Here is a 13,182-nt window from a genome sequence, read left to right on the forward strand (position 1 = left end):
GATCGGCCGTTTCCACATCGAAGGGATTCGAACTCACCGCCACTGCCGGATCGACGCCGATGAACGAGCCCGAAGTCACCCCATCCTGCACCGCGAGCGACAATCGATCCGCCGTGGCAAAGGTTTCGTTGTCCCCGCTTTCGGCGAGGAAGTTACCTTTGCCGACAATGGTGAACTCCGCCATGTGGGCCGACGCCAGCGAGTTGCCCGCGCGATCCTTGACCTGGGTGCCGATCGTCAAACGATAATCGCCTGGTGGCAAGATAGCGCCATTGAAGGAAAAGAAGGCCCGATTGTCCCAAGTGAAAGGACCAAAGGTCAGCGGAAAATCCTCATCGTCAGAGTTCCCGAATGTCCCATCCGCGCCAGCGGATGCTAAAGTCACGGCCCCGGCGGCAGCTAGACTCACAGGGTCAATGGGCTCGGAAAATCCGATCCACAAGCGCGGATAAATTTCATCCCAAGTGAATGCGGAGGGAGGCTCGTATCGCTCCACTCGGTAACTGCCGGCAAAGGCGCCATGGCTGCTGCTCGAAACTCCAAAACGAGAGGATCCCTCATAGAATGCCTCTCCAGGCAGGACGGTGACTTTGACCGCCCCGACTTCTCCGTCCATCAGCACACCGGCATGGATGGCTGCACGGGCGAGGTTCGAATCGTCTCTATAGACTTCCGTCCCCCAGGCACTTCCGCTGCTACTCGCACTCAACGAGTATAGGAATGATTGACCGACGTTTCCGCGGAGCGCCGTCATGTTAGACGGAGCTGGGGTTGTGCCATCGAACAGCTGGGGCGAAATCGGGACCGGGTGCGCCCGGGTAATCACCGATGGAGCGACGACGTCCCCAATGGTGCCGCGCAGCAAATAAGAGCCGTCTGGCCCCTGGCTTGTGAAACCGGCGAGGGTAGCGGTGCTCACCCCCGCCCGGTCGGGGCTGCCAGTGATCACCCCGGAAATGCCACTATTGCTCAGGTCATTGACGACATTTCCCGATTCTTCGTTGAATTGATAGTAGGCGACCAAACCCGCTTCATTGCCAACCAGCGGCGCGACACGTCCCGCTTGAATCTCGGCTTGGGTGCGAGCGACGTTCCAGATCCTGAATTCATCCAGCGACCCACTGAATGCTCCCGCATAGCCGGTGCCAATGAGCGCATTCAGACTGCTGACAGTGGCAGCAGCATACTGCGCAGTCGCCTCGGAGACCAACTTTCCGTCGAGATACCAGCGAAGCTGCTTGGGCTCCGAGTCGAGGTCGCGGACCAGGGCCAGGTGCTGCCAGCGTCCCACCTGCAGTTGCGAGTTCGAGCTGAAGGTCTGATAGCTACCACCGTTTCCGCCGCCGGTTCCGTAGTAATAATTGATCACTCCGCTCGTTTCCAACGTCATGGTTCCCTCACCGCCGTAGGCTTTTGAATAGGGATTCTGGCGGGCATTCAGATGATCCGGTTTGATCCAAAATTCGATGGTCTGTGAGCCCAAAATCTGGAGCGGTGCCGGATTGCCGAGGTCGATCTGATCGGAGTCTCCGTTGAATTGAAGATATCGCCCGTCAGGCCCCGGCATGGTGGCGCGGATACGGTAGCGACCAGCGACCGCCACGTTATGGGACAAGTTGCCCCCTGTCGCCGAGGCCAGCGGGGCAACATCATCGTCGCGGAACAACGCAATCTCGGCAGCCGATGTCTGAAGCGCGGAACTTGCAGGTGTTTCCAGATTGAAATCGACCGTATTCCCGGGAGCGAGTTCGCCCAAATCGAACCAGTCCTCCTCGTGATTCAGGGTTCCCGCAACGGCGGCGGAAAATCCCCCACCCACCAGTTTCGGCGCCAGCGGACCCGCCGAGGCCCGCAGGCTGTTGTCCCCGGATTCCAGTTCCACACCGCGTCCAAAAAGAACGTCCAACGAAAATGCGGATGGCGCGTTGTTGCTGTACGCTGTGACTCGATAAACCCCGGGCGTCTCAATCGCGAAATTCTCGACCTGTGCGAAACCCTCAACGGTCCCCACAGTGGAAAACAAGTTCGCCCCTTCCGATGTGGAAATCTGAATCCGTGGGTAGCTGTTCGTCGTCAGCGTGGTCTGCATGGCAACCGACACCCGATCGCCACCTTCGGCATTGAACAACCAAGTCACACCGTTATTCAAACCGATGCCGGAATAACTTCCGGTCTCATGCGATGTGAATAGTCCAGATGCGGCGGGGGATTCCTGAAGTCCGAGAAATTCCTGTGCTTCTCCAATCAGAGCCATGGCGCAGGAACAAAGTCCGACTAAGGACAAGCACCTAATTTTCATACGCCAAGTCCATCACTTCCCCCGAAATCCTGTCAAACCCTAGAACAAACATTATTTACAACCATCTGATTCCGAAGCGATTCCAACTCGCCGACGACAGAAATAATGATTGAGCTTACTAAAGCGATAAAAAGCATCTCCCATCGTCTGACTCACGAAAGGGGACGCCTCTGGCAAGCCGGCGGTGGGAGACGAATCGATGTTGGGACCAGCGCTAAGGGACAGATCTCCGAAATTTTTCTTTCGGTTTCCTTCAAATTCACGCACGGAACTGACGCATTTGCGAGCGCGCCACTAACGTTTTTCTGAAAACGGGCATTTCGCACGCCCTCAAAACAAGCCACAAGACCTCTGCGGGGAAAACGGACCCCGATCAACTCATTCATGAACACCATCGTCACCGGTCTCCAATGGGGAGACGAAGGAAAAGGCAAAATCGTCGACTATCTCACTGAAAGCGCCGACGTCGTCGTCCGTGGTCAGGGAGGAAACAACGCCGGCCACACCGTCATCGCCCGCGGCACGAAGTACGTCCTTCACCTGCTCCCTTCCGGCATCCTCTGGGATGGCAAAAAGAACTTCATCGGCAATGGTGTCGTCCTCGATCCGATCGGCCTCGTCGCCGAAATCGAGAAAGTCGAAGCCCAAGGCGTCTCGATCACGCCCGACAAGCTTTTCATCTCCGACCGCTGCCACGTCGTGCTTCCGCTTCACAAGGAGCTCGATGCCGCTCGCGAAGCCGCCCTCGGCGACCGCAAGATCGGCACCACCAAGCGCGGCATCGGCCCGGCCTACGCCGACAAGATCAACCGCAACGGCCTGCGCGTCGCCGACCTGCTCAACGAAGATTACTTCCGCGAAATGATCGCCCACCGCACCGCCGAAGCCAACGAGGTGCTCGAGAAATTCGACCTCCCCACCTTCGACGCCAAGCAGCAGGCCGACGAAGTGCTCGCCGCCTTCGAGCGACTCAAGCCGCACGTCACCAACACCATCCCCGCTCTTCACAAGGAATGGAAAGCCGGCAGCACGATCCTTTTCGAAGGCGCTCAAGGCGGCCTGTTAGACATCGACTACGGCACCTATCCCTTCGTCACTTCATCGAACACGACATCAGGCGGATGCTGCACCGGCACCGGTCTGCCGCCGACCGCCATCGATGAAGTCATCGGCGTCTGCAAAGCCTACACCACCCGTGTCGGTTCCGGCCCTTTCCCCTCCGTCGACGAAGGCCTCTCCCAATACCTTCACGATCTCGGTCGCGAGTTCGGCGCCACCACCGGTCGCGCCCGCGGTTGCGGCTGGCTCGATGCCGTGCTGCTCCGCCACGGCTGCATGGTCAACGGCACCACCGGCCTCGCCGTCACCAACGTCGACGGCCTCGACAACTACGAGACCCTTCGTATTTGCGTCGCCTACGACATCGATGGCACCCGCCACGAACTCCCCCCGGCCGATCGCCACGCTTGGGACCGCGCCAAGCCAGTGTATGAGGAACTCCCCGGCTGGATGAGCGACACCACTGCCTGCACCAGCTACGACGAGCTCCCTGAGAACGCCAAAGCCTACCTCCAGCGTCTTTCCGATCTCTGCGAAACCCCGATCAAATTCATCGGTGTTGGCCCCGACCGTGCTCAGACGATCATCCGTTAGTCCCATCGGCGCCCGCCACACTTCGGTTTTGAAATTGGAACATTGAACATTGGAAATTCCTTCGCAATTCACCTTTCGTTCATCCATCCACCAGGGCGTTCCGCCACATTCACCCCATGCCCGACACCTCCAACGTCCCTCGCCACGTCGCCATTATCATGGATGGCAACGGCCGTTGGGCGAAAGAGCGCGGGCTTCCGCGGTTAGAAGGCCACCGCGCTGGTGCGGAGTCGGTTCGTGAATGTGTCGAGGCCTGCAAACAACTCGGCATCGAGTATCTCACGCTCTACGCCTTTTCCTCGGAGAACTGGAGCCGACCGCCCGCCGAAGTCTCCGCCCTGATGACCCTGCTCGAACGCTTTCTCGACCAGAAAGCCAACGAGATGATGAAACAGGACGTGAAACTCACAGCCATCGGTCACCTGGAACGCCTTCCGGAGAAAACCCGCGCCAAGCTCAGCAAAGCGATGGAGCGCACCGCGAACAACCAATCGCTCACGCTTGTCCTTGCCCTATCTTACGGCTCGCGTGAAGAGATCACCGAAGCCGCCCGATCGCTGGTCAAGGATGCTGTCGAAGGCCGTCTCGTTCCTGGCGATGTCACCGCCGAGCTCTTTGCCACCCGTCTCTACACTCACGACATCCCCGACCCGGACCTGATGATCCGCACTTCGGGTGAAATGCGCGTCTCGAATTTCCTGCTCTGGCAGATCAGCTACGCCGAGCTCGTCATCTTCAAGAAGTTCTGGCCCGACTTCGGCCAGTCCGACCTCTTCGAAGCCGTCGAAGAATACTCCCGCCGCCACCGCCGCTTTGGCGGACTGTGAGCGAGTTCGGTTAGCCTTCCGGAGCATCGACCTTATTGTCGCTAGCTCAGTTCGGGGTAAGATGGACCGGACTTTTCGAAGACTGAGAAAATTGGACCCGACCGACCGTTCGCTGGCGAGGTCCATCGACAATAAGGTCGATGCTCCGAAACGAGAATCCCGCCACCGCCAATCGCCCTCCCGACCAACGACGATCGCATTTTTTTTGAGCCCACACTGGCGCGATCTTCGCCCAGCGTCTAACTCCTTTCCATGCGCTTTCGTTCCCTGACGATCCTCGTCGCCCTCTCCCTCGTCTCCTTCTCCTGCAAGAAGGACACTCCCGAGAGCGATGCGGCCACGCCATCCGCAACGATGCCACCGCGCCCGACCGGCCCGCTAGCCAAGTCTTCCGAGTGCGCGGCCTGCCACAAGGAAGCCACCGAGGCCTGGGAAAAATCCCATCACGCCCTCGCTCACCGCGATTTCGGCACGGAAATGGACGCCGAAGCCTTCGCGGGCTTCGAGGTCACGCTCGGCAATGCTTCCTGGAAATTTTCCGGAAGCCTCGATGAACCCCGCATCATCTGGTCGCACAAGGACAGCGACGTCTCGCAGCCCGGCACCCAGCAACCGAACATGGCGATCGGCGTGGATCCGCTGGTTCAGTATCTGCTCCACACCGGCGACGGACGGTATCAGGTCCCCGATCTCGCCTGGGATCCGGCAAAGAAGGAATGGTTCAGCATCTATGGCGATGATCAACGCAACCCCCACGAGTGGGGCCACTGGACCGAGCGTGGCATGAACTGGAATTCCCAGTGCGCCTACTGCCACTTCACCGGATTGGAGAAAAATCACGACCTGGAAAGCGACGGCTACCACACCACTTGGATCGAGCAGGGCGTCGGCTGCGCGCAGTGCCACGGCCCCTCCCGTGAGAACCACGGCAGCAACGAGTGCATCATCGATCCCGCACGGAAATACACCAAGGAGCAATGGATGCATTCCTGCGCCACCTGCCACGCCCGGCGCGGTGAGTTCGACGAAAAATTCTCGATCGGCGACTCCTTCCACGATCACTACTCGCTCTCGCTCCCCAGCCAGGCAGGCCTCTGGTATCCCGATGGTCAGCAGCTCGACGAGGTCTACAAATTCAACAATTTCCTGCTCTCCCGCATGGGCCACAAGGGCATCGGCTGTACTGATTGCCATGACCCCCACGCCGCCGAACCGATTGGTGGCGGAGACGATGTCGCCCTGCGTTCGAACGCTCTCTGCATGACCTGCCACGGAGCCGGCGCCAACGAAGCCACCGTCATCAATCCTGCCGAGCACACTTTCCACACGCCCGGCACCGCTGGAGCAAGCTGCATTGACTGCCACATGCCGAAGCGCAACTACATGGGCCGCGATCCACGCAGCGACCACCGATTCCCCCGCCCCGATCCGCTTCTAACAAAAGAGCTCGGCACTCCGAACGCCTGCAACAACTGTCACGAAGACAAAGGCCTCGATTGGCAGATCGAGTGGTCCCACAAGTGGTATGGCGAGGACATGAACGCCGTCAGCCGCAAGCGCACCCGCGCCGTTCATGCCGCCAACGAGCAACGCCCCGGCGCGCTTGATCAACTCATCGATGTCTTCGATGTCGAAGAAATCGATGCCTGGCAAGCCACCCTGCTGCGCCTCATGGAACCATGGGCCGCCGACAGCCGCGTTGTCCAGCGCGCCAACCGCAGCGCCAACGACGGAGGCCCACTCGCCCGCACTGCCGCCGCCCTGCTCATCGGTCGCCGCGGCGAAACCGGGCCGCTGATGGAAAAGGTCCTCTCTGATCCGATCAGAGCCGTGCGGATCGAAGCCGGCTGGTCATCGCTCGACCGACTTCCCGTGGATCACCCAGTCTTCGCCGAAATCACCGCCATGGCAAAGCACCAGTCCGACCAGCCCACCGGCGCCATGACCATGGCACGCCTCGCCGTCAAACGCGGTGACATGGAAGACGCCGAGAAGTGGTTCAAGCGCGCCGCCAAGTGGGATCCGAGCTCATCCGTTCCACGTCGTGATCTCGCGATCTTCCTCAGTGGTCAGGGCCGCACCGGCGATTCGATCAGCTGGCTCGAAGAAGCCGCCACCCTCGCTCCCGACAACGCGGAAATCCCTTATCTAACGGCACTCGCCCTTTCTGAGCTCGGCAGGCCGACCGAAGCCCTCACGAAGTTTCAGACCACCGTGCAGATTCAGCCGGGCTTCGCTCGCGCCTGGTACAATCTCGGACTCCTTCAGAACAGCCAAGGCAATCCACAGGATGCCGTAGCCAGCCTCCAGCAGGCAGCGGCCCTGGAACCCGGCAACCCCGACGCCCCCTACGCCATGGCCACCATCTATCTCCGCATGGGCAACGCCGAGTTCGCGATCAACTCCGCCGAGGAAGCCGTCCGCCGCGATCCCGGCCACGAAGCCGCCAACCAGTTCCTCCGGCAGCTGGGCCGCTGAGTTCCGCCAAGGCATTGCTAGCCAAACAATTCGTCTTTCTGAAACTCGATCCCGCACTCTTCCGCAGCCTCCTCCGCTTCGGCAGCATGCCAGGTCGTCGGTTCGTGCTGGCAGGCACAGGCGACTTCGATACCGAGCGAGCTCATCGCTGCAATGGCCACTTCCGGGTTGTTGCAATCACGACTGAGATGACCGAGCACGACGCGCCGCAGGCCCGCAGGCACCAACTCCGCGACCAAAGCCGCCGTCTGGGCATTCGAGAGATGCCCGTGACGCGACGAAATCCGCTGCTTGGTCGACCAGGGACGCTTGGTATCCGCTTCTAACAACTCATCATCGTAGTTCGCCTCGATGAACAGCGCCTGCACCCCGGCGAGCAGATCGCTGACGCGTTTGGTGACGTGGCCGGCATCACTGACCAGCCCGATCGAGCGACCACCGCGATGAAAAACGAAGCCGACCGGCTCGACCGCATCGTGAGGAACGGCGAAAGACTGGACCTCGAGATCGCCAATCGCAAAACGAGAGCCACTTTCAAAAAGTTTCCACGAAATCGCCCCGAGATTCTCACGCACCACGTGACTGGTCGACGGCGTGGCATACACCGGGACCGAGAGCGATTTCATCAGCACCCGGAGACCGGAAACGTGATCGCCATGCTCGTGGGTAAGGAGGATGCCACTGAGGCTCTCCGGCTCGATGCCGACACGCCGTAGACGCAGGACCAGCTGCTTGGCGGAAAGTCCGGCGTCCACAAGCAAGCGGGTGCCGCCGGATTCCACGACCGCCGCATTTCCTCCGCTACCACTGCCCAAAACCGCAAACCGCATGCCGGAGAGTGGAATGAAGCAACCCGGGATTGAAAGCTGAATCCAGCTCGCCATGATACTTGCAGGTTTGAAACGAATCCGGATCATCCATCGTCTGCGCGTCGCCATGGCCCTCCTCGGCTTTCTGGTGCTCGTCGCCGCGCTTGGCGGATTATGGTGGGCGAACCATACCGGTCTGCCGGATTCGTGGCGGGCCAAGATCGAGGACGCCCTCGCCAAACAAGGCATCTATGCCGAGGTGGCCAGCCTGCGCTACCGCCCGCTTCGCGGCATCGAGGCCGGTGAAGTCGTCGTCTATGCCGATGACTCCCACAGCCGGGTCGTCGCCCGCCTTCACGAACTGCTGCTCGATGTCGACCGCACCAAGCTCTCGCGGGGAGAAGTAAAAATTGACCGTCTCGATCTGGCTGGGGCCCGCGTCTCTCTCGCTGCGGATCCGGAAGTCCCCGACTCGGAAACCCTCGATATTCTCGACGCCCAGGGCCGCATCTTGATTTCAGGAGGCCGCCACATGGAGATCCAGAATGCCAGCGGCATGGTGGGCGGCGTGCGCCTGGAGCTCGACGCCGTGCTCGAAATGTTCCGCCCCAGCGCAAACCCCACTCAGGAAGAAATCGATCACTCCCGCGCTCAGCGCCGCCAGGTCCTCACCTCCGTCATTGATGCGCTCGAAAACTGGGGCCCGAAGGGCAGCTCGCCACCCAGCATCCGCATCAAGGCCAGTGGCGATCTGGAAGATCATTCCACTCTGCGCGCCACCATCGATGTCCAGGGTGCCGGCATGAAAAGCCACTCGCTCGAAGTCCGCCACCTCATCCTGCAGGCCGAGCTCCGCGGCTCCGTGATCGTCGTGCAGAACGCCGATATCAGCACCTCAAACGGCACCCTAACAGGCCGGATGGAGTATGACATGTGGAAATCGCGAGGCCGCTTCGATGCGAACTCGAACATCGACATCGCCGCCCTGCTCACGAGCCTCGACATGCCCGTCCCGGAAAAGATGCCGAGCTTCGGTGCCCCCCCCGCCATCGAGGTTCGTGGAAGCTTTTTCAAAGAAGAAGAAGCATGGGATCTCAAGCTCATGGGCAAGCTTGAACTCGATCAACCGAAGTTCGAACACCTCTCCGCCGATCGCGCATCCACCGCTTTTTCATGGGATGGAAATCAGCTCTTCCTCGAGGACATCGCCGTCCACGAAGGAGCCCACCAGATCACCGGGCGCGCTTTCATCACCAGGGAAAAGGTCCTCTACGAAGCCAGGACCGACCTGCCCCCCGCCTTCTGGCAGAACGCCATCCGGTTCGAACCCCTCAGCACCATCCTCGATCGCTTTCAGGGGAGCGAAGACACCACCGTCTCGGTGGACTTTCAGGGCACCGCCGATCCCCGCGACAAGTACCTCTGGACCTTCAAGGGTGACGCCGCCGCCACCAACATCAGCTACGAAGGCGTCCCCGCCCTGCGCGCCAGAACCACCCTGGATCTGTCCAGTCAGCGCCTCGATTTCTCCAGGAACGAAGTCGAGTTCGACTACCGCGACTACCCCCTCCGCAAAGCCCACGGAGGCCCGATGACAGGACAGGTCAAGGTCGATCTCATTCGCTACGACCGCGAACCATCCACGGTGACCATCCGAAATCTGAAAGGCGAAGCATGGCCGGGGCCGATCGCCCGGACCTTTTCCCCCAAGCTTGCGGAAACCCTCGAGACCTACGGCTTTCATAGTAATCCAGCACTCGAGGCGAGTGGCGTCATCGGCGTGAAGCACGGCGTCGCCAAACAGGACTTCACCGTTCGCTTCGCCACCGCCAAGCCCGCCAACTACGAATTCCTCGGAGCCAATTTGGAAGTCGACTCTCCAAAAGGAGTGGTCCGGGTTTTACCCGACAGCGTCAACGTCAGCGATCTGAGCCTCGGGGTCTTCGGCGGCCTCGTCCGTGGGTCGCTGAAAAGCGCCACAAGTGGCGGCAGAAAGATCTCCGGCGAACTCGACTGGACCCGAGTCTCACTTCCCGAGCTAAGCAAAGCCTACGACTTCGAAAACAAGGCCCAAGGCCTGGTAACCGGACGTCTCGACTTCACCCAACTCGGCAACGACGTCTCAGGTCTGAGCGGCGCCGGCCACATCGCGCTCGAAAAGGGCGAGCTTTTCGAGGTGCCGATTTTCGGCCCGCTCTCCCCCGTCATTTCCACGGTTCTCGGTCGACGACAAGCCGGCTTCCAGGAAGCCAACGAAGCCTTCTGCACCTTTACCCTGAAAAAAGGCGTCCTGGAGACCCAGGACTTCAGAACCGCCACCTCATCCATCGTCTTCACCGGTGACGCTCTGATCGACCTCAACAAAATGACGATGTTCATGACCCTCAGAATGAACGCGCAAGGTCTATTCGGCGTCATCACCCTGCCCCTGCGCCCCTTCTACGGCATGTTCCAGTTCCGCGGCACCGGCCCGATCCGCGAACCCGAGTGGACCAACGTCATGTTCACTCGTCCGCCGAAACAGCAGGAGGAAACCCTCCTCGAGCCACCCCGGGCGCGACGAATCGAGCCCCCCGGTCCCAGAAAACCCTGAAGCCACCCCCGCATTTTCTCCCCCTCCGCAAAAAGTCATGCCTTGCACGCCTACTGCTTCGATGGCAGCTTAACCACGAAGGAAGCCTCCTACATCATTCTTAAAACATCACGACCATGTCCGATAATTTTGCCAATCCCAAGTCCCTCGATCCTGAAACCGGTTTCTCCCAGAACCCTTCGGTTTCCCAAGCCGCCAACGAGCTTCGCGCCGCCGCCGGCGAGCGCGCCAAGGAAGTCGCCCATGATACAGCCGATCAGGCCAAGGCTCTGAAAAGCAAAGCCGTCGAGTCCGCCCAGCATTTCCGCGACACCGCCACCGAGAAGGCCCAGGCGCTCAAGGCGACCGCTACCGAAAAGGCCACAGTCCTCCGCCAGGCGGCTGAGGAAAAGGCCACCCACCTGCGAAGCGTTGCCGACGAACAATGGCACCAGACACGCGACCGGGCGAAAGACATCCACGTCACCGCCGAGGACTACATTCGTGAAAACCCCACCAAGTGCGTCCTTGGCGCGCTCGGCATCGGTTTCTTCATCGGCCTCATTTCACGCCGCTAACAATCAGCCCGGAAAAGCTGGTTCACGCCCTACGCCTCCGGCCGAACGCCGGAGTGCGCACGGACCCGCCGACCAATGAGTGACGCACCCGAGAACCCGGCACCCCCAGCATCTCAGTCAGATGGCTGGGTGGCCGCCGCATCATCCTTCATCTCCACGAGGATCGAGCTCATCAGGCTCGAAGCGCGAGATGCCAGTCAGGAAGCCGCAAAGCGCGGCGGCCTGCTCCTCGTAATCCTCATCGGCACCTTCCTCGTCTGGTTACTTGGAGTCGCCGGATTGATCGGCTGGATTTCCCACAGCCTCTCAGTGAGCTGGTACTCCATCACCCTCATCTTTGCCGCCGCCCACCTGCTCCTCGTCATCATCGCCGCCGTGCTTCTCAAGAAACCGGCAGCCCCCTCCTTCCCCATCACCCGCGCGGAACTCTTAAAAGATCAAGCATGGCTCGAGACCCTCAACAAAGACCCGAAATCGCCGAACTGATTCGCCGCATCGAGGACTCGCGTGCAAACGTCGGGAACCATGTCGCCCAGCTCAGGCGCTCGCTAGACGTCCCCTCGCGGATCAAGCATTCCGTCACCTCCAGCCCCCTCGCATGGTTCGGCGGCTCACTCGGTGCCGGCGTGCTCGCCAGCCGCATCTTCCGGCGAAAGCCCAAAAAGGTGGCCACCAAATCAAAAGGCATCATCGGCCTGCTGATCGCCACCATCATGACGATGGTCAAGCCCGCCATCCGCGGAATCCTCGTGTCTGAATTACAACGTCGCTTCAAAGTCCATACCAAGTGGCAAAACCCATCTCAGGAGACACACTTGCCGCTTTCCAAGCCTCGGACCCCACCTTCTAACTAAGCCCAATCATGTCTGATCACCAAGTGCTCGACCACGTCGACCAGTATCTCCGCCTCGGCCGCGAATACGGTTGCTCCGATGTCCACCTCGCCGCCACTTTTCCACCTGCCTGGAGACGATTTGGCCAGCTCCAGCCAATTTGGGACGATCACCAACCTCTCACCGCCGAAGACACCGAACGGCTCGTCCGCTCATTCCTCGATGAGCGCGAATGGAACCGCCTTCAGGAAAAAGGTGACGTCGACTTCGCCTACGCCAACGATGAAGGCCGATTCCGCGCCTCGGTGATCAAACAACGCCTCGGACTCGACATGGTCTTCCGGATCATCGACTCCAAAATCCGCTCCATGGAGGACCTCCAGCTCCCCATGGATCACCTCCTCCCCCTCACCCGCTATCAGAACGGACTCATCCTCGTCACCGGCGCCGTCGGCTCCGGCAAGTCCACCACCCTTGCTGCTCTCGTCGATTTCATCAACGCCGACCGCGAAGACCACATTCTGACCCTCGAAGACCCCATCGAATACGTCTTCGACTCCAAGAACTGCCACGTCAATCAACGCGAAGTTCACCTTCACACCGAATCTTTCGCCAAAGCCCTTCGGGGAGCTCTCCGGGAAGACCCCGACGTGATCATGGTCGGAGAAATGCGCGACCTCGAGACCATCCAGCTCGCTCTAACAGCTGCAGAAACCGGCCACTTGGTCCTTGGAACCCTCCACACCGGCAACGGACCCCGGACCTTGGACCGTATCCTCGACGTCTTCCCCACCGACCAGCGCGACCAGATCCGCATCATGGTCTCCGAGTCCCTGCGAGGCATCCTCTCCCAGCAACTCGTCCCCCGCGCCGACGGCGAAGGCCGAGTCATGGCACTCGAGCTACTCGTCAACACCGCCGCCGTCTCAAACTGCATCCGCGAAGGAAAAACCTTCATGCTCCCAGGCGTTATGCAGACCGGTAAAAACGTCGGCATGATCACCATGGATGAATCCCTCAGGCAGCTCTACATCAAAGGACTCATCGCCAAAGAGGAAGCCCTCTACCGAGCCGAAGACAAGGTCCAGATGGAGGCCTTTTTCCAATCCTAAAAAGCCCAAACCGTAGACCAT

10 protein-coding genes are annotated in these 13,182 nt (G+C 60.3%); 8 read left to right on the forward strand and 2 right to left on the reverse strand.

Annotated features, from left to right (window positions below):
• Positions 1–2,254 (reverse strand): LamG-like jellyroll fold domain-containing protein (locus ACFQY0_RS17025; RefSeq protein ID WP_379714869.1); only part of this gene is annotated, 2,254 nt, incomplete at its 3' end.
• Positions 2,255–2,683: 429 nt separating this feature from the next.
• Between ACFQY0_RS17025 and ACFQY0_RS17030 the strand changes: the two genes are divergently transcribed.
• The 3 genes from ACFQY0_RS17030 (at position 2,684) to ACFQY0_RS17040 (ending at position 7,257) form a co-directional block, all read left to right on the forward strand.
• Positions 2,684–3,952 carry an adenylosuccinate synthase gene (locus ACFQY0_RS17030; protein ID WP_379714871.1) on the forward strand — a complete coding sequence of 423 codons (1,269 nt, stop codon included), beginning with the start codon at positions 2,684–2,686 and terminating at the stop codon, positions 3,950–3,952.
• Between the two features lie 116 nt (positions 3,953–4,068).
• Complete coding sequence (locus ACFQY0_RS17035) at positions 4,069–4,779, forward strand: isoprenyl transferase (protein ID WP_379714873.1); 711 nt, start codon at positions 4,069–4,071, stop codon at positions 4,777–4,779.
• A gap of 252 nt (positions 4,780–5,031) precedes the next feature.
• Positions 5,032–7,257 (forward strand): ammonia-forming cytochrome c nitrite reductase subunit c552, encoded by a 2,226-nt coding sequence (locus tag ACFQY0_RS17040; protein ID WP_379714875.1) that lies wholly within the window; start codon positions 5,032–5,034, stop codon positions 7,255–7,257.
• Positions 7,258–7,274: 17 nt separating this feature from the next.
• Here ACFQY0_RS17040 and ACFQY0_RS17045 read toward each other — a convergent pair whose 3' ends face one another.
• On the reverse strand, positions 7,275–8,141 hold the full coding sequence (locus ACFQY0_RS17045; RefSeq protein WP_379714877.1) for an MBL fold metallo-hydrolase: 867 nt from the start codon (positions 8,139–8,141) through the stop codon (positions 7,275–7,277).
• Here ACFQY0_RS17045 and ACFQY0_RS17050 point away from each other — a divergent pair.
• From ACFQY0_RS17050 to ACFQY0_RS17070, 5 genes are all read left to right on the forward strand, one after another.
• Positions 8,140–10,659 (forward strand): AsmA-like C-terminal region-containing protein, encoded by a 2,520-nt coding sequence (locus tag ACFQY0_RS17050; RefSeq protein ID WP_379714879.1) that lies wholly within the window; start codon positions 8,140–8,142, stop codon positions 10,657–10,659. The two genes, ACFQY0_RS17045 and ACFQY0_RS17050, sit on opposite strands and share 2 nt — an antisense overlap.
• Before the next feature lie 116 nt (positions 10,660–10,775).
• The gene (locus ACFQY0_RS17055) at positions 10,776–11,216 is read left to right on the forward strand and encodes an ElaB/YgaM/YqjD family protein (protein WP_379714881.1); all 441 of its coding nucleotides are present in this window, start codon (positions 10,776–10,778) and stop codon (positions 11,214–11,216) included.
• Positions 11,217–11,291: 75 nt separating this feature from the next.
• Positions 11,292–11,702 (forward strand): phage holin family protein, encoded by a 411-nt coding sequence (locus ACFQY0_RS17060; protein WP_379714883.1) that lies wholly within the window; start codon positions 11,292–11,294, stop codon positions 11,700–11,702.
• Positions 11,660–12,070: a hypothetical protein gene (locus tag ACFQY0_RS17065; RefSeq protein ID WP_379714885.1), complete on the forward strand. Its 411-nt coding sequence runs from the start codon at positions 11,660–11,662 to the stop codon at positions 12,068–12,070. Before ACFQY0_RS17060 ends, ACFQY0_RS17065 begins: the two co-directional genes overlap by 43 nt.
• 8 nt (positions 12,071–12,078) lie before the next feature.
• The gene (locus ACFQY0_RS17070) at positions 12,079–13,161 is read left to right on the forward strand and encodes a type IV pilus twitching motility protein PilT (RefSeq protein WP_379714887.1); all 1,083 of its coding nucleotides are present in this window, start codon (positions 12,079–12,081) and stop codon (positions 13,159–13,161) included.
• Positions 13,162–13,182 lie beyond the last annotated feature (21 nt).

This window comes from Haloferula chungangensis (assembly GCF_042664875.1).
Classification (GTDB): Bacteria; Verrucomicrobiota; Verrucomicrobiia; order Verrucomicrobiales; family Akkermansiaceae; genus Haloferula; species Haloferula chungangensis.

Coding starts and splice junctions, on each gene's coding strand:
- ACFQY0_RS17030 (WP_379714871.1), top strand. CDS start 2,684: ATGAACACCATCGTCACCGGTCTCCAATGGGGAGACGAAGGAAAAGGC.
- ACFQY0_RS17035 (WP_379714873.1), top strand. CDS start 4,069: ATGCCCGACACCTCCAACGTCCCTCGCCACGTCGCCATTATCATGGAT.
- ACFQY0_RS17040 (WP_379714875.1), top strand. CDS start 5,032: ATGCGCTTTCGTTCCCTGACGATCCTCGTCGCCCTCTCCCTCGTCTCC.
- ACFQY0_RS17050 (WP_379714879.1), top strand. CDS start 8,140: ATGATACTTGCAGGTTTGAAACGAATCCGGATCATCCATCGTCTGCGC.
- ACFQY0_RS17045 (WP_379714877.1), bottom strand. CDS start 8,141: ATGGCGAGCTGGATTCAGCTTTCAATCCCGGGTTGCTTCATTCCACTC.
- ACFQY0_RS17055 (WP_379714881.1), top strand. CDS start 10,776: ATGTCCGATAATTTTGCCAATCCCAAGTCCCTCGATCCTGAAACCGGT.
- ACFQY0_RS17060 (WP_379714883.1), top strand. CDS start 11,292: ATGAGTGACGCACCCGAGAACCCGGCACCCCCAGCATCTCAGTCAGAT.
- ACFQY0_RS17065 (WP_379714885.1), top strand. CDS start 11,660: ATGGCTCGAGACCCTCAACAAAGACCCGAAATCGCCGAACTGATTCGC.
- ACFQY0_RS17070 (WP_379714887.1), top strand. CDS start 12,079: ATGTCTGATCACCAAGTGCTCGACCACGTCGACCAGTATCTCCGCCTC.